Source organism: Achromobacter sp. Marseille-Q4962 (assembly GCF_943737005.1).
Lineage (GTDB): Bacteria > Pseudomonadota > Gammaproteobacteria > Burkholderiales > Burkholderiaceae_B > Achromobacter.
Map to the genome: position 1 here is coordinate 19184 of NZ_CALSFU010000007.1, position 18536 is coordinate 37719.

Below are 18536 nucleotides of genomic sequence, written 5' to 3' on the forward strand. Positions count from 1 at the left end.
TACAAACGGTAGCGGGGGGTCGATGTTACAGTTCTTCGTCCCAATCTAAACCCGCGATCATGGCTGTCATCCGCGTTCTCCGCGCCAATCCGCGCCTGTCTTTCCCGCTCGGCGGCCTGGCCGCCGCCCTGGCCCTCGGCCTGGCGGCCCCGGCCGACGCCGGCGTCTCCTACCGCCTGGACCGCCCGTCGGCCGCGCCCGGCGAGGCCGTGACCATCGAAGCCGTGTACTTCAATGAAGGCTCGGCCCGCGCCAACTGGGAAGCGCCGCCCGAGCTGGTGCTGCAGTGGCGCGGCTCGGACGGCCAGATCGTGCGCAGCCTGGCCAAGCTGCGCGGCGGCAAGGCCAGCTACAGCGTGCCGGTAAACAATTTCGCGCGCGTGGCCTGGACGGCCGTGGTGCCCGCCACGGTCAACGGCCTGCAGGCCGTTTCCATCGAGGGCCAGCCCGCGATGATGGCGCTGGACGCCACCGGCCGCGAAACCGGCACCGTGGCCAGCACGCCCGCGCAGGGTCCGGTGGTGGACGCCCGCACCGGCCAGCCGCTGCCGCCGGCCGTGGTTTCCGAGGTCGGCGCCTCGCCCGACGGCGGCCCGGCGCCCGCGGCCGTGGCGGCGGCGCCCGCCGTTCCGCCCGAATCCGCGTTCGACCGCTTCCGCAGCGCCATCTCCGAATACAAGCCCGTGTATTTCGACATCGGCACCCGCGACAAGACCACCGCGCGCTTCCAGATCAGCGCCAAGTACCGCCTGTTCAGCCCGCCCGGCGACCGTCCGGCCGACTGGAGCGAGAACTTCTACCTCGGCTACACGCAGATCTCGCTGTGGGACCTGGAAAGCGATTCCATGCCCTTCATCGACACCACGTTCAACCCCAGCGCGTTCTGGCTGTCGGACAACATCTGGACCTCGCCCGGCCAGAACTGGCGCTTCGGCCTGAACACCGGCGTGGAGCACAACTCCAACGGCAAAGACGGCGACGATTCGCGCTCCTTGAACGACGGCTACATCGAACCGCGCTTCCACTACCGCTTCGACGGCGGCAGCACGCTGACCTTCGCGCCGCGCGTCAAGGCGTACTTCAGCGTCGGCGACGAGAACAGCGACTATTCCGACTACGCCGGGCACGTGGACTGGCAGCTGCGCTGGGCGCAGGACAACGGCGCGGTGGTTTCGGCCATGTACCGCCAGGGCGACCAGCGGCGCCGCACCACCCAGCTGGATTTCGCCTGGCCGCTCAAGCGCACCTGGCTCAACATGAACGGCTACCTGCACCTGCAGTACTTCAACGGCTACGGCGAAACGCTGCTGGGCTACAACCAGCGCAACGAATCGCAATTCCGCGTCGGCCTGTCGCTGGTGCCTTGAGGTTGCGCGGCCGCGCGGCGCCTGCCCCGGGCATCCCGGGCGCGGCCGGCGCGGCGGAGCCGCTATGCGTCGGCGGCCAGTTCTTCCCAGCCCAGTTCGCGCGTGCGCGCCAGCGCGCGCGTGACGCGGGCGGCCGCGCGGCGGGCCGCCTCGGCCAGTTCCAGCCCGTCCAGCACGCCGGCCGCCATGGCCGCCATGAACACGTCGCCCGTGCCGTGCACCGAAGGCGGAATGGCGATTTCCGGATGCGACACCACGACGGCGTCATCGCGCGTCACCACCACGAGCTGCAGCGCGCCTTGCGCCGAGGCCCGCGGCGCGGCGCTGGTCGCCACCACCCAGCGCGGACCCTGCGCGATGAGTCCGCGCGCCGCGGCGATCACCTCGTCCAGCGTGGCGAGCGGACGGCCGGCCAGCGTTTCCAGTTCGAAATGGTTGGGCGTCATGCCGTCGGCCAGCGGCACGAGCAGCTTGCGGTATTGCTCCACCAGCCCCGCATCCACGTACAGGCCGTCGTTGCTGTCGCCCAGGACCGGGTCGATGAACACGGGCAGGCCGGGCCTGGCCTGCCGCACGCGGGGCAGCCACCGGGCCAGCAGGTCCGCCTGCGCCGGATTGCCCAGGTAGCCGCAAACGATGGCGCGCGCCTGCGCGACGACACCCCGGTCCCACAGCCCCTGGAGCAGGCCCTCGAACCATTCGGCGGGCACCGCGCCGCCGTACAGGCTGGGATAGTGCGGCGTATTGCTCAGCACCACCGTGGGCACGGCCACGGCGCGGTAGCCCGCCTCGCGCAGCACCGGCAGCGCGGCATTGTTGCCCACGCAGCCGTAGACGACCTGCGACTGGATGGAAATGACGTCCACCCGGGCGGGCGTGGCGGGCGGCGCGGCGTTCGCGGTCATGCGGAAAACTCCTGGTGCGGATATGGCCAAAAACGGGATGATAGCCCCGAGGACCGCGGCCCGCCCGGGCGCAGCCCTATCGGCGCGGCGCAATCGCTGGACCCTCTGCTGGAAGAACTGGCGCCGCGGCAGGCGGGAATTCGAGCTGTTACGCCGCGCGTATGCCGGCCGGACCTTCGCCGAGCGCCTCGGAATCGCCCCAGGCGATCAAGCGCCCATCCGGCGGGCCAGCGCCAGGTAGATATCGCGCGCGCCCACGAGCTGCTCGACCGCGACGGACTCGTCTATGGTGTGCGCGTCTTCCTCGTTGCCCGGCCCCAGGCCCACCGTGGGAATGCCGCGCCGCCCCGCCGACTCCGAGCCGTTGGTGCAAAAAGGCCAACAGCCCACCGCGTCGTCCCTGCCGCACTCTCTCGCGGCCCCGCGCAGCGCCGCGAGCACGGGCGCATCGTCGGGACAGCGCCATGCCGGCAGCCAGCGCGGCGGCGCCGCCGACTCCCCTGTAAAGGCGCGCACCGGATCGGCGCTGATTTCCAGCGTGTAATCGCGCACCCCCACCCGCTCCAGGCACAGCCTGATCGGGCCGAGCACGTCGTGCTCGGTTTCTCCCGCGAGGGTGCGGCGGTCGAAACGCAGCGTCACGCCGCCCGGAACCATCGATATCGAGGGATACGGCTGCGACACCGCGTCCACCGGCACCAGCAGGGCCGGCCCCAGCACCGGGTCGGAAGGCAGGGGCAGAGATTCGAGGGCGAGCAGGGCCCGCGCCGCCGCATGCAGGGGGTTGCGCCCCACTTGCGGCGTCGCCGCATGGGCCGGCTTGCCGTGCAGCGTGAGCAGCACCTCCATGCGGCCTTTCTGGCCCGCCTTGATCCGCAGGCCCGACGGCTCGCAGATCACGACGGCCCCAGGCTGCACGGCGTCCAGCACCCGGGCCAGCGCATGGCCTTCGATGACTTCCTCCAGCACGCTCGCCGACACGGCGATCCTGCGCCGCAAGCCCTGGCGCGCCGCCGCGGCCACGCCGCAAATGGCCGCCGCGATACCGCCTTTCATGTCGGCGCTTCCCCTGCCGTACAGGCGGCCCCCGTGGATCACGCCGCCATAAGGGTCGAAACGCCAATGGCCGGTGACCGGCACCACGTCCATATGACCGTCGAACAGCAAGGCCACGTCTGCCTGCGCGGGCCCGGCATAGCCCACCACCGAACCGTTGGCGTCCGTCGTCACCTCGTCGAAACCCGCTTCGCGCATGGCCTGGGCAACCAGCCGCGCCATGCCGCCCTCCTCGCCGGACAGGCTGGGCGTGCGCACCATGGCCTGGGTCAGGGCCACTACATCCATCGTCATGGGAACTCCCGGTAGTTTGAAGCGGCCCCGGAAGGGGCCGCGTTGTCGTCAGCGATTGACCAATTCCCTGGGCACGCGGTAGACCAGCGCCGCCCCCAGCACCGTGAAACTCGCCAGGAAGTACATGCCCCAGTCGGTAGACCCGGTGAGATCCTTGATCCAGCCGATGACATAGGGGCTGATGAAGGCGGCCAGGCCGGCAAACGCATTGATGCCCGCAATCCCCGCCGCCGCGCTGCGTCCTTCGAGAAACGCGGTGGGCAGGCTCCAGAACAGCGGGGAGCACACCATGCAGCCGGCCGCCGCCACCGACAGCATCGCCACGGCCAGCGGCGGGTTGTGGCTGAACAGCGTACTCAGCGCCAGGCCCGCGCCGCCGACCAGGAACGGCGCGATCATGTGCCAGCGCCGCTCGCGCGTGGCGTCCGAATGGCGGCAGACCAGCACCATCGACACCACGGCGCAAATATTGGGCACGGCGGTAAGCAGCCCGATCTCGAGCAGCGACGACACGCCCGTGGAGCGGATTACCGAGGGAATCCAGAAGGCCAGCCCGGACAGGCTGGACACGGTGCAATAGCAGATGAGCGCCATGTGCAGCACGCGGCGGTCCTTGAAGAGCGTGAGCAGCGAGCCGTGCTCGGTCTTGGCCGACGCTTCGCCCGCCAGGTTCTCGGCCAGGCGCCGCTTGTCGCCGGGATCCAGCCAGCGCGCGTCTTCGATGCGATCGTCCAGGTACCAGAACACGGCCAGCCCGAGCAGCACGGAGGGCACCGCCTCGATGATGAACATCCATTGCCAGCCCGCCAGGCCGCGATGGCTGTGGAAAGCCTCCATGACCCAGCCCGACAGCGGCCCGCCCAGGATGCCGGCGAACGGCACGGCGGTCATGAACACGGCCACGATCTGGCCGCGCCGGTGCGAGGGAAACCAGTATGTCAGGTAGAGGATGATGCCGGGATAGAAGCCCGCCTCGGCCGCGCCCAGCAGAAAGCGCAGGATGTAGAACTGCGTGGGCGTGCGCGTGAGCGCCATCGCCGCCGAGATCAGGCCCCAGAGAATCATGATGCGCGCCAGCGTCTTGCGCGCGCCGATGCGGTGCATGAGCACATTGCTCGGCACCTCGAAAAGAAAATAGCCGATAAAGAAAATGCCCGCGCCCAGGCCGTACACCGTTTCGCTGAATTTCAGGTCGTCCAGCATCTGGAGCTTGGCGAACCCGACATTTACGCGGTCCAGGAATGCGGCGATATAGCAGATCATCAGGAAGGGCAGCAGCCGCCACGCCACCTTGCGATACAGGGCGTCGTCGCGCGCCGCCCGCGGATCCGTGTCCGCGGCCATGGGAGAGGCCGCGATGCTTTCGACTGAATGGCTCATTTTTTTCACCTTGGGGGTCTGGATTGGACCGAGCGCTTCCCTGCAGGCGCCGGCGGCGCCCGCATACTGTTGTTATGAAAAGGAAAACGCCGGAATGGAATGCGGCCGGCCGGACAGGCCCGCCGCGATGGCGCGCCGCAGGCTAGGCGGGGACCGCCGCCTGCGGCGCGGGTTCGACGGCGCCTCTGCGTTGCGTGATCAGCCCATAGGCTTCCGGCCTGCGGTGCCGCTCGAAGTTGAACGTGGTGCGCTTATACGAGAGGCAGAGATCCAGGTCGCAACGCGCCACCGCGAGTTCGTCGCCTTTCGTGGAGCACGCGGCGACGATTTCGCCCGACGGCGCGATGATGCAGCTTCCGCCTATCATTTCGCAGCCCTCTTCCTTGCCCGCCTTGGCCACGCCCACCACCCAGGTGCCGTTCTGGTAGGCGCCCGCCTGCATGACGAGGTGGTTGTGGAACATGGACAGATCGTCGTGCTCGGGAGCCGGCGGATTGTGCACCGGCGTGTTGTAGCCCAGCAGGATCATTTCCACGCCTTGCAGGCCCATCACGCGATAGGTCTCGGACCAGCGCCGGTCGTTGCACAACGCCATGCCCATCACGCCGCCGAACGCGCGCCACACGTCGAACGATTCGCCCGGCTCGAAGTAATGCTTTTCGAGGTGCTGGAAGGCCCGCCATGGCTCGTGCCCGGCATGGCCGGGCAGATGCACCTTCCGGTACTTGCCCACGATGCGGCCCTGCTGGTCCACCAGGATGGAGGTGTTGTAGCGGTGCTTCGCGCCCCGTTCGAAAGCCAGTTCCGCATAGCCCAGGTAGAAGCCCACGCCCAGCCTGGCGGCCGTCTCGAAGAGCGGCCGCGTTTCCGCCCCGGGCATTTCGCTTTCGTAGAAGGCGTCCAGCTCGGCCGGATCTTCCATGTACCAGCGCGGAAAGAAGGTGGTGAGCGCCAGCTCGGGAAACACGACAAGCCGGCAGCCCATGGCATGGGCCTGGCGCAGATGCTCGACGAGGCGCTGCACGACCTGGCGGCGCGTGTCGCTGCGCTGCACGGGCCCCAATTGCGCCGCGGCCACATTGATGAAACGTGACATGATTCCAGTCTCCAGTCTATTGTTCCGAAAGTTCGAGCATCAGATCGAGCAGCACGCCGGCGCCCGCCTCGATGTCCCTGTCGTGCGTGTATTCCTTGACGTTGTGCGACAGCCCGCCCACGCTGGGCACGAACACCATGCCCGTGGGGCACATGCGCGCCAGCATCTGGGCGTCGTGTCCCGCGCCGCTGGGCATGCGGCGCACGCGCAGCCCGCGCCGCCGCGCAATGGCCTCCACCCGCGCCACCACCGCCTCGTCGAACTCCACCGGCTCGAAGTCGGCCAGCACGCGATGGCTCACGCGCACGCCCTCTTCCCGCGCCGCCTGCCGCGCATAGGCCAGGCACGCCTCGATCGCGGCCCGCAGCGCCGCGCCGTCGGTATTGCGCAGGTCCAGCGTGAACACCGCGCGGCTGGGAATGACATTGACGAGATTCGGAAACAGATTCACCTGCCCCACGGTGGCGAGCTGCGCGCCGCCCGAGCGGCGGGCGAGATCCCGCGCGAAACACGCAATGCGCGCCGCCACCAGGCCCGCATCGCGGCGCAGCGCCATGGGCGTGGTGCCGGCATGGTTGGACACGCCTTCGACCGTGAACTCGATCCAGTGGATGCCCTGCACGCCCGTGACGGCGCCGATGGTGTCGCCCTCGTGCTCCAGCACGGGGCCCTGCTCCACGTGCAGTTCGACAAAGGCATGCACGCGGTTTCCGCCCACGGGCGCCGGTCCGTCGTAGCCGATGCGGCGCAGGTTCTCGCCGACGGTGGTGCCGTCCACGCCCACCGTGGCCAGCGCGTCCTCCAGCGCCAGGCCGCCCTGGAACACCAGGCTGCCCATCATGTCGGGCGCGAAACGCGCGCCTTCCTCGTTGGTGAAGAAGGCCACGGCCAGCGGCCGGCGGGTGACGATGCCCGCATCGTCCAGGGCGGCCATCACCTCCAGTCCCGCCAGCACGCCCAGGTTGCCGTCATAGCGGCCGCCGGTGCGGACCGTGTCGATGTGAGAGCCCGTCATCACCGGCGGGCCCGCTTCGCGGCCCGCGCGCACGCCCACCACATTGCCGATCCGGTCCACGCTGACCGCCAGGCCGAGTTCCCGCATCCATCCGCACACCAGGTCGCGCCCCAGCCTGTCTTCCTCGGACAGCGCGAGGCGGCTGACGCCCCCGCCTTCGATCGCGCCCACCTGCCCCAGCCGGGCGATGCGGTCCAGCAGACGGGGCAGGTCGATGCGCGGCTGCGCGCCGGCCGTCATGCCGGCGCTCCGATTTCTTCGGGTTGCCTGCCCACGATGCGGCGGTAAAGCCCGGGATCGGTGGCGCCTTCGCTGCCGAAGAACAGGACGCGGCTGGAGCCGTCCAGGCCCAGCGCCTGCCGCGCCGCGTCGTCGGCCAGCGCCGCCAGGCAGCCCGTCAGGCCCGCCACCGCGGATTCGCCCGCCACCAGCGGCGTGTCGCCGTAGCGTCCGGACGCCAGCAGGCGCACCGTGTCCAGCGCGGCCTCGTCGTCCACGGTAAGAAACGCCTGGGCCCCCGGCCGCAGGATTTCCCACGCCAGCAGCGACACCTCGCCGCAGGCCAGCCCGGCCATGACAGTATCCAGGTCGCCTTGCACCGCCACGGGCCTGCCCGCCTTGGCGCTTTCGAAAAGGCATGCCGCGCGGTCGGGCTCGACCACGATGAAGCGCGGCCGCTGCGGCCCCAGCGTTTCCCAGAAATGGGCGCATACGGCCGCCGCCAGGCCGCCCACGCCGCCTTGCAGGAAAACGTGCGTGGGCAGAGGCCCGCCGCCGGCCCGGATCTGGCTCAAAGCCTCGTCGGCCATGACGGCGTAGCCCTGCATCACGTCCTTCGGCACGTCCATGTAGCCCGGGTAGGAAGTGTCGGAGACCACGAAGCGGCCCAGGCGCGCGGCATCGGCCGCGGCTTCGCGCACCGAGTCGTCGTAATTGCCCGCCGTGCGCACCACCTGAGCGCCATAGCTTTCGATGGCCTGCTTGCGTCCTTCGCTCACCGTGGCGTGCACGTAGATGACGCAACGGCATCCGAAGCGTTGCGCGCCCCAGGCCACCGAGCGCCCGTGGTTGCCGTCGGTGGCGCAAGTGACGGTAATGGCCTGCGTGTGTTCGCGATGCTCGCCGGAGAGCAGATCGTCCACGGTCAGGTCGTCGCGGCCAAGCCGGGATCCCAGTTCGCGCAGCAGCAGCCGGCTCACCGCATACGCGCCGCCCAGCGCCTTGAAGCTGCCCAGGCCGAAGCGGCCCGCCTCCTGCTTGTACAGCATGCCGGCCACGCCCGCCGCCCGCGCCAGGCCGTCCAGGGCGTAAAGCGGCGTCGGGGCGTAGCCCGGCCAGCGCGCGATCTCCGCCTGCGCGAGCGCGTAGGCCGCGCCGCCCAGCACCGCCTGCTGGGCGGGGCCGTAGGGCTGGGCGGCGTCGAACGCCGGATTGGAAGTCCAGCCTAGCCGGACGCGGGGAAGGATCTCTGCCACTTCAATCTCCTGGTTGCGATGGTTTCAACGCTGCAGATCGCCGTACAGATCATGCAGCCGCTCGATATTGGCCAGGCGCTGGCGCGCCGCGCCGCCCAGCGCGCGAGCCAGCGCCGAGCAGATATGGTTGAGCAGGCTCAGGGCCGCCACATAGGAATCGAAAACCGCCGAGCCGGTGTTCACGCAGCGCAGCGCCACGTCGGCGCGCGCGGGCAGCTCGGTGGCGGTGGGATCCGTCATGACCACCACCTTGGCGCCCACGCGGTTGGCGTGCTCCACGATGGGTTTGAGCAAGGTGACGCGGCGGCGGAAATCCATGACGAGAAGCACGTCGCCCTTGGCCAGGTCGGCCATGTCTTCGGCCAGGTTCAGCCCGGCTCCCGGCGCGAGCGAGACGCCGTCGCGCAATTGCGTCAGCAGGGCCCAGGCATATTGCGCCAGCACCCGGCCGTTGCGAAAGCCTGCGATCCACACGCGCCGCGCGCCGGCCAGCAACGACACCGCCAGGTCCACGTCGGCGCTGTCCAGCCGCTCGAAGGTCTGGGCCAGATTGCGCAGGTCGTTGGCCAGATGCGCCGCGAGCGCATCGCCGGAAGCATCCGGCGGGCGCACCCCGGCCAGCTCGTACAGCGGCGAGCCGCGGCCGGCCTCGTCCCGGGCCTGCGCGCGCACCTCGTTGAAGTTCTCATAGCCCAACCGCCGGAAAAACCGCCCGGCGGTCGCCTTGGACACGCCCGCCTTCTGCGCCAGCTCGGCGCCCGAGTAGGCGGCGATATTGCCCAGGCACTCCAGCGTGGCGCGCGCCAGCCGCTGCTCGCTTTCCGTGAAGGAGTCCTGCAAGGCCAGGATGCGTTCCTGCAAAGTCGATGTCATGGACGCGGTTTTATGAAACTTTGATTTCATCAATATATTTTCCTGAAACTTTAGTGTCAACACGATTTGCGTAACAGCGTATCCCGCCGGCGGGCATAAAAAAAATGCGCCCGCATCGCGGGCGCTCGAATGCGCCTGGAGCCAGGCGCACAGACCGGCAGTCCGCCGCGCGGCTCGTCACGGGCTGCGGCCCGCCTCCTCCTGCAGTTGACGCCACAGGATCTTGCCCGTATTCGATTTGGGCAGCGACTCGACGAACTCGACGATGCGCGGAACCTTATAGGCGGCCATGCGTTGCCGCGCCCAGGCGATGACGGCCGCTTCGCTGGTCTGCTCGCCGGCCTGCGGCCGCAGCACGAGCAGCGCCTTGACCGTCTCGCCGCGGCAGGAGTCCGGCACGCCGATCACGCAAGCCTCGTGCACGGCGGGATGCTCGTACAGCGCGTTTTCGACTTCGGCGGGCCAGACCTTGTAGCCCGAGGCGTTGATCATGCGCTTGAGGCGGTCGGTCACGAAGAAGTACCCGTCTTCGTCCACCCGCCCCAGGTCGCCGGTGCGGAAATAGCGCCGGCCCTCCAGGCTGACGAACGCCTCCTGGTCGGCTTGCGGCTGCCGCCAGTAGCCCAGCATGACCTGGCTGCCGCGCGTGACCAGTTCGCCGACTTCGCCGTCCGGCAGCTCCTGCAGTGTGCCGGGGTCGATCACGCGGGTGTCCACGCCGAAGGTGGGCACGCCGATGCACTGGCGCTTGCCGCGCGCCAGCGGATTGCAGTGCAGGAATGCCGCGGTTTCGGTCAGGCCGTATGCCTCGTTGAAGACGATGCCGTAGCGGTCGGCCAGCATGGCATGCACGGCTTGCGGCATCGGCGCGCCGCCGCCGCACAGCAGCGCCAGGCTGGACAGATCGAAGCCGCCGATGCCGGGCTGCGCGAAGAAGTCCACCACCATGGCGGGCGCGGCCGACCAGACGCTGACGCGCCGCTCGGCCATCAGCCTGGCTGCCGCCTCACGGTCCCAGCGCGGCAGCACCACCACGGTCGCACCCAACAGAATGGGCAGGTTCATGCAGTTCTGCATGCCCAGCATATGGAACATGGGCGCCACGCCCAGGATGACGGATTCGGCGTGCAGGCCACGCCACAACTGCGACCCGGCCAGCGCCGCGCCCAGCGTGGCGTGCGTGTGGCGGCAGCCCTTGGGCCGGCCGGTGGTGCCGGAGGTGTAGGGCAGCAGGCAGAGATCGTCCGCCTGGGCGCGGGCGGGCTCCGGCTGCGCGCCCACGGCGAGCGCGCCGTACCAGGGCACGGCATCGGGCAGTCCGGTGTCCTGGCGAGGCGCGCGGATCCAGTCCGGCGGCTCGTGATCCGTGCGTGCGCCGTCCAGATAATCCGAATAGGTGTGGACGATCACGCGCTCCAGCCGCCCGTCCGCGGCGAATCCGGCGAGCCGCGGGCACAGCTCCTGGCTGGCGAAGGCCACGCGCGCGCCGCTGTCTTCCAGGTAGTGCGCCAGTTCGTCGGGCGTGCTCATGGCATTGACCGGAACCGCCACCGCGTCGGCGCGCAGGATGGCGTAGAAGGCAATGACGAACTGCGGGCAGTTCTGGCTGAAGAGCAGCACGCGGTCGCCGCGCCCCACGCCGGCGCACCGCTGCAGATACCCCGCGAGCGCGTCCGCCTCGCGCTTGAGCCGGGCGTAGCTCACCTCGGCGTCGTAGAACACGATGGCGGCCTTGTCGGGATAGCGCGCCGCCGAAACCTCCAGGTTGAAATACAGGGTCGTCCGGGGCGCCGGGATTTCCCGGGGCAACCCCTTGGGCCAGAACGCGTAGTGCGATTGCCGCATGTCTCCTCCGTGTCCGGGGCGCAACGCGCGCGGCGGCTCAGGCCGCCATGCCGCGCGCGATGATCTCTTTCATGATCTCGTTCGATCCGCCATAGATCTTGCCCACGCGCGCGTCGGCGTACATGCGCGCGATGGGGTACTCCAGCATGTAGCCGTAGCCGCCGTGCAATTGCAGGCACTCGTCGATGACCTGGCAGTTCATCTGGGTAACCCACCACTTCGCCATGGCCGCGGTAGGCAGGTCCAGCGTGCCCGCCAGCTGGCGGGCGATGCAGTCGTCGACGAAGCGCGCGGCGACAGTGGCCACGGTTTCGCATTCCGCCAGCTTGAACCGCGTGTTCTGCAGCGCCATGAGCGGCTGGCCGAACACTTCCCGGCTGCCCGCGTAGGCCACGGTTTCGTCGATGGCGCGCCGCATGGTCGCCGCGGCGCCCACGGCGATCAGCAGGCGCTCGCGCGGCAATTGCTGCATCAGCTGGCCGAAGCCGCGCCCTTCTTCGCCGCCCAGCAGGTTGCCGGCGGGCACTCTTGCGCCGTCGAAGAACAGCTCGGCGGTGTCCTGGCTCTTCTGGCCCAGCTTCTCCAGCAGGCGGCCGCGGCGAAAGCCCGGCAGATCGCGCGTCTCGACCATCAGCAGCGACACGCCGCGCGCCCCGGCCGAAGGATCGGTCTTGGCGACCACGCAGATCAGGTCCGCGTGCAGGCCGTTGGTGATGAAGGTCTTGGAGCCGTTAAGCACATAGTCGCCGCCGTCGCGCATGGCGGTGGTGCGCACGCTCTTGAGGTCGGACCCCGCGCCCGGCTCGCTCATGGCGATGGCGCCCACCAGCTCGCCCGTCGCCATGCGGGGCAGCCAGCGCCGCTTCTGGTCCTGGGTGCCGTAGTTCAGGATGTAGTGCGCCAGGATCGCGCTGTGCACGTTGTTGCTGAATCCGTGCACCATGGCGCGCGCCTGCTCGGAGGCCACGATGGCCTCGTGCGCGAAGTTGCCTCCGCCGCCGCCATAGGCTTCGGGGATGCTGACGCACAGCAGGCCCAGGCTGCCTGCGCGCCGCCAGACATCGCGGTCGGCGTGCTGCTGCTTGCGCCACTTTTCCTCGTGCGGTGCGAACTCCTTCTCGAAAAGGCGGCGGATGGAATCCTGGAAAAGCCGCAGGTCGGCGTCCATCCAGGCGGGGCTCGGCGTGTCCATGGGTCCTCCCGCGATCAAGGCCGGCCGCCGCCCACGACCAGGACCTGGCCGCTGACGTAGTTCGATTCGGGCAGGCAGAATAGATAGACCGCGCCCGCCGCCTCGGCCGGCGTGCCGGCGCGGCCGATGGGAACGAGGCGTTCGGCGTTCTTCAGCACCTCCGGATTCACCCCCACCTTGATCCGCCGCCCGGCAATGTCGAGCGAGGCATCGTCGTCCGCGGCCGACTCGGTGAGGCGGGTGCGGATCAGGCCGAAGGCCACGCTGTTCACGTTGACCTTGTAGCGCCCCCATTCCTTCGCCAGGGCGCGGGTCAGGCCGTTAACGCCCGCCTTGGCGGCCGCGTAGTTGGCCTGGCCCGCATTGCCCATGACGCCCGAGGTGGACGAGATGTTCACCACCTTGCGGAATACCTCCCTGCCCTGCGCCGCCTCGGTCTTGGCCGCCTCGCGGATGAACCCCGAGGCCGCCCGCAGAATGCGGAAGGGCGCGGTCAGGTGCACGGCGAGCATGGCGTCCCATTGTTCGTCGCTCATTTTCTGGATCACGTTGTCCCAGGTGTAGCCGGCGTTGTTCACGATGATGTCCAGGCCGCCGTATGCCTCGATGGCGGTATCCACGTACCGCTGCGCGAAATCCGCCTCGATCACGCTGCCCGCGCATACGCAGGCCTGTCCTCCCGCGCCGCGGATCAGCGCGGCGGTTTCCTCGGCCGGCCCGTCATCGAGGTCGTTGACCACCACGCGCGCGCCTTCCCCGGCCAGCTTCAGCGCGATCTCCCGCCCGATGCCCCGTCCCGATCCCGACACCAGCGCCACTTTTCCATCCAGCGTACCCATGGCTTCTGTCTCCTTTGTTCCGTTCATGGCCCGCCCCGGCCGCGCCGGCGCGGTCTTGCTTCAGGCGGCCTGGTACAGCGTGACCACGCACGCGCCGCCCAGCCCGAGGTTGTGCTGCAGCGCCAGCCTGGCGCCTTCCACCTGGCGCAGGTCGGCCTGGCCGCGCAATTGCCACACCAGCTCGGCGCACTGGGCCAGGCCGGTCGCGCCCAGCGGATGCCCCTTGGAAAGCAGCCCGCCGGAGGGGTTGGTCACCACCTGGCCGCCATAGGTGTTGCCGCCTTCGAGAATGAATTTCTCCGCCGTGCCTTCCGGCGTGAGGCGCAGTCCCTCATATGTGAGCAGCTCGTTGGCGGTGAAGCAGTCGTGCAGCTCCACCACATCGATGTCGGCCGGGTCCACCCCCGATGCCTCGAATACCTGGTCGGCCGCGGCGCGGGTCATGTCGTACCCCACGAGCTTGCGCATGTCTGCCGACTCGAACGCCGGCGCGGTGTCGGTGGTCATGGATTGCGCGGCGATGCGCACCGCGGGCGCGATGCCGCGCCGGCGCGCGAAATCCTCGGAGCACAGCAACGCGGCCGCCGCGCCGCAGGTCGGCGGGCAGCATTGCAGGCGGGTCAGCGGCTCGAAGATCATGGGCGAAGCCAGCACTTCCTCCAGCGTCACGGTCTGGCGGAACACCGCATACGGATTGCGCGCCGCATGCTGCCGGGCCTTGACCGAAATGCGCGCGAACGTGTCGGGCCGGATGCCGTGCTGCTTCATGTAGTCGCGTCCCGCACCGCCGAAGAACTGCGCCGCGCGCGGCCTGTCGGCATCGTAGCCCTGGATGGCGCGCATCGATTCGATGAAGCCCGCCAGCGGCGACGGCCGGTCTTCGTACATGCTTTTCAGGGCCCCGGGCGACATCTGCTCGAAGCCCAGCGCCAGCGCGCAATCGACGGCCCCGCTCTGAACGGCCTGGCGCGCCAGGAAAAGCGCCGAGGAGCCGCTGGCGCAATTGTTGTTGACGTTGAAGACCGGAATGCCGGTCAGGCCCAGGCCGTACACCGCCGCCTGCCCGCAAGTCGAGTCGCCGTACACGTAGGCCGCATAGGCCTGCTGCACATCGCCGTACGGCACGCCGGCGTCGTCCAGCGCCGCGCGGGCCGCGCGCGCGCCCATGGCCGGATAGGGCTCGCTTGCCCCGGGCTTGCTGAACGGAATCATGCCGACGCCGGCCACGAGTACGTTCCGATTCATGTTTGCCTCTCCTGTGGTGTGAAACCGCCTCGGCGCCGGCGCCCGTTGCGGGCGGGCCGCGGCCGGTGGGCACAGCTTCGCGCCGCGCGGCCCGGCGGGCAATGGCCGCAGGCGTCAAACGCATTGGCGGAAAGTGTCATGCGCATCCGGCTGCGGATTGCGCATGCGGCTGCGGCGGTATTCGCCGGGCGCCACGCCGGTCCATTTCTTGAAGGCCCGGTTGAAGGTGCTGCACTCCGAGAAGCCGAGGCGCTCGGCGATGTCCACCAGCGACAGTTCCGGACGGCCCAGGTACTCGATGGCCGCATCGCGGCGCAGATCGTCTTTCAGCGCCTGGAAGCCCTGCCCTTCCTCGCGCAGGCGGCGGCGCAGCGTCTGCGGCGTCATGGCTAGCTGCGCGCTGATGCGCGCAAGCGAAGGCAGCTCGCCCGAAAGGTCGTTGCGCAGCAAGCGCCGGATGCGCTCGGTGAGCGTGGTGCGGTCCTGGAACTTCACCAACAGGTCGAACGGCGCATTGGCGAGAAACTCGCGCAGGCTCCGCGCGTCCTGCACCACGGGCAGGTCCAGCCAGCGCGCCTGCAGCCTGAGCCCGGTTTCGGGCTGGCCGTAGCGCACCGGCGCGTAGAAGAGGCGATGCGCGTCGGCGCTGCGCTCGCCGTTGCGGTAGTCCACGCCCAGGATGGGAATGCGGCGCGCGGCCAGCCAGTTCGCCACTCCCAGCGTGAAGAAAAGAAAGGTGCGCTCGCCGTACCAGCGCGCCGGGCCGGGCGCGGCGCGCGTGTCCAGAACGATGCGCGCCAGCCCGTCCGAGACGCAGAGCCGGGCCGTGAAATCGGGCAGCAGGCCGTGATAGAGGCGGAAGGCCGCGCGCAGGGCGCGTCCGATGCAAGGCTCGCGTTGCGCGACGCCGCAGGCCAGCGCGAACGCGCCCAGGGGAACGGGGCGCGTGCCCAGGCCCATGAAGTCGTCGCGGGTGGCCAGGCGCAACCGGCGCAGGATGCGCGCGAACTGCGCCTGCGACACCCGCGCCATGGGCGACTGCAGCAGGGCCGGCGACACCTCCGCCCGTTCCAGCACGTGGTTCACGTCCACGCCCCGGCTGCGCGCGCCGTGCAGGATCTGCGCCAGGTGGCCGATTGCAATGGTGTGGTGCGTCATCACGATCTCCCGCGACCCGTTGGCGGCCATGGTAGCCAATGCCCGCGCCGGGCGAAACGGCGGCGGTGAGCATTCCCGCCAAGCCGAATCAACGATTTCGCCATTGGTCGGCCGCGGCCCCGCATCTAGACTGGCTCGAACCCGCCCTGTGCGGCCCCCTTCGTATTTGCGGGAGCCCCTCTTTGGATACGCCGAACACCGCGCCGCTCGCCGGCGTGCGGATCCTGGATCTTTCCAGGCTGCTGCCCGGCCCGCTGGCCGCGCAGTATCTCGCGGACCTGGGCGCCGACGTCGTCAAGATCGAAGACACGCAGGCCGGCGACTACGCGCCCCCGGCCCTGCGCGCCGCCTGCAACCGCAACAAACGCGGCGTGCGGCTGGACCTGAAGCAGCCGGACGGCAGGAAGGCGCTGGCTGCGCTGGCGCGCGGCGCGGACGTGCTGATCGAAAGCTTCCGCCCGGGCGTGGCCGCCCGCCTGGGCGCCGACTACGCCACGCTCGCGGCGGAGAATCCGCGCCTGGTGTATTGCAGCATCAGCGGCTACGGCCAGGACGGCCCGCGCAGCGGAGAAGCCGGGCACGACCTCAATTACGCCTCGTGCACGGGCGTGGCGGAGCAGATGGCCGGCGCATCGGGCGAGCCCGCGCTGTCGAATCTGCCGGTGGCCGACGTGCTGGGCGGATCGCTGACCGCCGTCATGGGCGTGCTCGCCGCCCTGTTCGATGCCCGGCGCACCGGAATCGGTCGCCATGTGGACATCGCCATCGCCGACGGCTTGCTGGCCGGCAACGTGGTGTCGCTGGCCACGCTGAACGCCAGCGGCGGCACCCGCCCCCCGGGCACCGACGCGCTGTCGGGCGGGCTGGCGTGCTATGGCCAGTACCGCACCCGCGATGGCCGCTGGCTGGCCGTGGCCGCGCTGGAGCCCAAATTCTGGGAGGCGCTGTGCCGCCGGCTGGAGCGCCCCGACCTGCTGGCCGGCCATCGCGATCCCGCACGCCAGCCGGCACTGCGGGCCGCACTGGCCGCCATCATCGGTTCCCGTCCGCTGGCCCACTGGGCATCCCTTTTCGAGGGAACGGACTGCTGCGTCTCTCCGGTGCTGACCCTGGCCGAGAGCCTGGCGCAGCCGCAGGTGGTGGCGCGCGGGATGCTGCGCCGCACCGAGCATCCCCGCCACGGCGCGGTCCTTCATATCGCCTGCCCCGTCAAGATGTCGGGATTCGAATTCGCCATCCGCCGCCAGGCCCCCGAGCCGGGTGAGCATACCGAACAGGTTCTGCGCGAGGCGGGCTATCCGCCCGCCGAAATCGCCAGCCTGGCCGCGCGCGGCATCGCCCTGTAGGGACATGCAGGCGCCGCGCGTCAATTCCCACCAAGACAAGGACGGAGACACCCATGACGCAACCCTTCCATCGCCCGCCGTCGCCCAGACGCCGCTCGCTGCTCAAACTCGGCCTGGGCCTGCCCGCCGCCCTCGCCCTGCCGCAGGCGTCGCGCGCCGCCGGCTTTCCCGAGCGACCGGTGACGCTCATCGTGCCTTTTCCCGCCGGCGGCGCAACCGATACGCAGATGCGCGCGCTGTCGGTCGCGGCCGCGCGCGAACTGGGACAGCCCGTCGTCGTCGCCAACCGTCCCGGCGCGGGCGGGACACTGGGCCCGGCCGCCATGGCGCATTCCGCCGCGCCCGACGGCTATACGGTTTCGGTGGTGGTGGGCACGCTGTTCCGCTACCCTTTTCTGCAGCCGGTCAACTACGATCCGCTGCGCGACTTCACCTATATCGCCTGCATGACCGCCTATTCGTATGGCATCGTGGTGCGCCAGGACGCTCCCTGGAACTCGCTGGCCGACCTGATCGCCGACGCCCGCGCGCGTCCCGATGCGATCAGCTACGGCGGAACCGGAGCGGGCGGGTCCGGGCGCATCGCCATCGAGCGCCTGTCGCGCCTGACGGGCGCGCGCTTCAACTTCATCCCGTTCAAGGGCGCGGCCGAGGAAACCACCGCGCTGCTGGGCGGGCACATCCAGATGGTGGCCGACGCGGGCTGGGGGCCGATGATAGACACCGGCAAGGCGCGGCTGCTGGCGGTGATCGCCCGCGAGCGGGCCCGCCGCGTGCCGCGGGCGCCCACGCTGGTCGAGCTGGGCTACGACATCGTCGCCTCCAACCCGGTAGGCATCGCCGGCCCCAGGGGCATGGATCCCGCTGTCGTGAAAACGCTGCAGACGGCGTTTCATCGCGCGTCGCGCGACCCGGAATACAACCGCGCGCTGGACAACGCCGACCAGCCCCACATGCTGATGGACAGCGAAGCCTACACAGCGTTTGCCGTGCGCCAGGTCGCCGAGGAAAAGAAGTTCGTGGCCGAGCTGGGCCTGCGTGCGCAGTAGGATCCGGGTCGCCCTGGGGCTACCGCCGCGCGATGAAGTAGATCTTGCGCACGGAGCGGTCCACTTCCCAGCGGCCGGTGTAGCCGTCCGGCATGACGAAGGCGGAGCCGGGCCTCAGTTCGTGCACGGTGCCGTCCGGGTCCACCAGCCGGGCTTCGCCGGCGACGATGTAGCCGAACTCGATGTAGCCCGCGGTATTGGCCTGGAAGCTGCCGGCCGAGCTTTCCCAGACGCCGGCCTCGGCCTTGCCGCCATGGCCCTCGAAGGCGGTAACGGCAAGGAAAGCGGCGTCGCCCGAAATGGGGCGGCGCGGCTTTCCGGGCTCGGCGTTCTGCATTTGCGTGGGGTCGATGCGCACCAGGCGCGAAGAGTCGTGGTTCAAGGCGGCTCCCTGGAAAATG

Annotated in this window: 16 protein-coding genes; 3 read left to right on the forward strand and 13 right to left on the reverse strand. The window is 69.7% G+C overall.

Features of this window, described 5'->3' with window-relative positions:
- Positions 1-59: 59 nt before the first annotated feature.
- Complete coding sequence (locus NGJ44_RS07540) at positions 60-1367, forward strand: phospholipase A (RefSeq protein WP_251863569.1); 1308 nt, start codon at positions 60-62, stop codon at positions 1365-1367.
- 62 nt (positions 1368-1429) lie between these two features.
- On the opposite strand, the gene pdxK is transcribed toward NGJ44_RS07540, so the two are convergent.
- The 12 genes from pdxK to NGJ44_RS07600 all read right to left on the reverse strand — a co-directional run bounded on the left by pdxK (position 1430) and on the right by NGJ44_RS07600 (position 15740).
- Complete coding sequence (gene pdxK, locus NGJ44_RS07545; protein WP_251863570.1) at positions 1430-2272, reverse strand: pyridoxine/pyridoxal/pyridoxamine kinase; 843 nt, start codon at positions 2270-2272, stop codon at positions 1430-1432.
- Between the two features lie 207 nt (positions 2273-2479).
- Positions 2480-3622 carry a YgeY family selenium metabolism-linked hydrolase gene (locus NGJ44_RS07550; protein ID WP_053244214.1) on the reverse strand — a complete coding sequence of 381 codons (1143 nt, stop codon included), beginning with the start codon at positions 3620-3622 and terminating at the stop codon, positions 2480-2482.
- 48 nt (positions 3623-3670) lie between these two features.
- The gene (locus NGJ44_RS07555; RefSeq protein ID WP_053244213.1) at positions 3671-5002 is read right to left on the reverse strand and encodes an MFS transporter; all 1332 of its coding nucleotides are present in this window, start codon (positions 5000-5002) and stop codon (positions 3671-3673) included.
- Between the two features lie 142 nt (positions 5003-5144).
- A complete protein-coding gene (locus NGJ44_RS07560) occupies positions 5145-6098 on the reverse strand; it encodes an N-carbamoyl-D-amino-acid hydrolase (protein WP_053244212.1) in 954 nt (317 codons plus the stop codon).
- A gap of 16 nt (positions 6099-6114) precedes the next feature.
- Complete coding sequence (locus tag NGJ44_RS07565; RefSeq protein WP_053244211.1) at positions 6115-7353, reverse strand: M20 family metallo-hydrolase; 1239 nt, start codon at positions 7351-7353, stop codon at positions 6115-6117.
- On the reverse strand, positions 7350-8579 hold the full coding sequence (locus tag NGJ44_RS07570) for a diaminopropionate ammonia-lyase (protein WP_251863666.1): 1230 nt from the start codon (positions 8577-8579) through the stop codon (positions 7350-7352). The genes NGJ44_RS07565 and NGJ44_RS07570 overlap by 4 nt, the downstream gene beginning before the upstream one ends.
- A gap of 33 nt (positions 8580-8612) precedes the next feature.
- Positions 8613-9461 (reverse strand): MurR/RpiR family transcriptional regulator, encoded by an 849-nt coding sequence (locus NGJ44_RS07575; protein WP_053244210.1) that lies wholly within the window; start codon positions 9459-9461, stop codon positions 8613-8615.
- Between the two features lie 177 nt (positions 9462-9638).
- Positions 9639-11306 carry a long-chain-fatty-acid--CoA ligase gene (locus tag NGJ44_RS07580; RefSeq protein ID WP_053244209.1) on the reverse strand — a complete coding sequence of 556 codons (1668 nt, stop codon included), beginning with the start codon at positions 11304-11306 and terminating at the stop codon, positions 9639-9641.
- A gap of 37 nt (positions 11307-11343) precedes the next feature.
- Entirely contained in the window at positions 11344-12498 is a 1155-nt protein-coding gene (locus tag NGJ44_RS07585) for an acyl-CoA dehydrogenase family protein (protein WP_251863571.1), read from the reverse strand.
- 14 nt (positions 12499-12512) lie between these two features.
- Entirely contained in the window at positions 12513-13337 is an 825-nt protein-coding gene (locus NGJ44_RS07590; protein ID WP_152967975.1) for an SDR family NAD(P)-dependent oxidoreductase, read from the reverse strand.
- 60 nt (positions 13338-13397) lie between these two features.
- Positions 13398-14582 (reverse strand): lipid-transfer protein, encoded by a 1185-nt coding sequence (locus NGJ44_RS07595; RefSeq protein ID WP_053244207.1) that lies wholly within the window; start codon positions 14580-14582, stop codon positions 13398-13400.
- Positions 14583-14696: 114 nt separating this feature from the next.
- Positions 14697-15740, reverse strand: a complete 1044-nt coding sequence (locus NGJ44_RS07600; protein WP_082308241.1) for an AraC family transcriptional regulator — start codon at positions 15738-15740, stop codon at positions 14697-14699.
- A gap of 182 nt (positions 15741-15922) precedes the next feature.
- Here NGJ44_RS07600 and NGJ44_RS07605 point away from each other — a divergent pair, with 182 nt between their 5' ends.
- Positions 15923-17086, forward strand: a complete 1164-nt coding sequence (locus NGJ44_RS07605) for a CaiB/BaiF CoA transferase family protein (RefSeq protein WP_053244205.1) — start codon at positions 15923-15925, stop codon at positions 17084-17086.
- A 53-nt stretch (positions 17087-17139) separates the two neighbouring features.
- On the forward strand, positions 17140-18135 hold the full coding sequence (locus tag NGJ44_RS07610; RefSeq protein ID WP_251863572.1) for a tripartite tricarboxylate transporter substrate binding protein: 996 nt from the start codon (positions 17140-17142) through the stop codon (positions 18133-18135).
- 19 nt (positions 18136-18154) lie between these two features.
- On the opposite strand, the gene NGJ44_RS07615 is transcribed toward NGJ44_RS07610, so the two are convergent.
- Entirely contained in the window at positions 18155-18472 is a 318-nt protein-coding gene (locus NGJ44_RS07615) for a cupin domain-containing protein (protein ID WP_200907984.1), read from the reverse strand.
- Positions 18473-18536: the final 64 nt, after the last annotated feature.

Bases quoted from the DNA above. Each gene is read 5' to 3' on its own strand.
- NGJ44_RS07540 (WP_251863569.1), top strand. From the start codon at position 60: ATGGCTGTCATCCGCGTTCTCCGCGCCAATCCGCGCCTGTCTTTCCCG.
- pdxK (WP_251863570.1), bottom strand. From the start codon at position 2,272: ATGACCGCGAACGCCGCGCCGCCCGCCACGCCCGCCCGGGTGGACGTC.
- NGJ44_RS07550 (WP_053244214.1), bottom strand. From the start codon at position 3,622: ATGACGATGGATGTAGTGGCCCTGACCCAGGCCATGGTGCGCACGCCC.
- NGJ44_RS07555 (WP_053244213.1), bottom strand. From the start codon at position 5,002: ATGAGCCATTCAGTCGAAAGCATCGCGGCCTCTCCCATGGCCGCGGAC.
- NGJ44_RS07560 (WP_053244212.1), bottom strand. From the start codon at position 6,098: ATGTCACGTTTCATCAATGTGGCCGCGGCGCAATTGGGGCCCGTGCAG.
- NGJ44_RS07565 (WP_053244211.1), bottom strand. From the start codon at position 7,353: ATGACGGCCGGCGCGCAGCCGCGCATCGACCTGCCCCGTCTGCTGGAC.
- NGJ44_RS07575 (WP_053244210.1), bottom strand. From the start codon at position 9,461: ATGACATCGACTTTGCAGGAACGCATCCTGGCCTTGCAGGACTCCTTC.
- NGJ44_RS07580 (WP_053244209.1), bottom strand. From the start codon at position 11,306: ATGCGGCAATCGCACTACGCGTTCTGGCCCAAGGGGTTGCCCCGGGAA.
- NGJ44_RS07585 (WP_251863571.1), bottom strand. From the start codon at position 12,498: ATGGACACGCCGAGCCCCGCCTGGATGGACGCCGACCTGCGGCTTTTC.
- NGJ44_RS07590 (WP_152967975.1), bottom strand. From the start codon at position 13,337: ATGGGTACGCTGGATGGAAAAGTGGCGCTGGTGTCGGGATCGGGACGG.
- NGJ44_RS07595 (WP_053244207.1), bottom strand. From the start codon at position 14,582: ATGAATCGGAACGTACTCGTGGCCGGCGTCGGCATGATTCCGTTCAGC.
- NGJ44_RS07600 (WP_082308241.1), bottom strand. From the start codon at position 15,740: ATGACGCACCACACCATTGCAATCGGCCACCTGGCGCAGATCCTGCAC.
- NGJ44_RS07610 (WP_251863572.1), top strand. From the start codon at position 17,140: ATGACGCAACCCTTCCATCGCCCGCCGTCGCCCAGACGCCGCTCGCTG.
- NGJ44_RS07615 (WP_200907984.1), bottom strand. From the start codon at position 18,472: ATGCAGAACGCCGAGCCCGGAAAGCCGCGCCGCCCCATTTCGGGCGAC.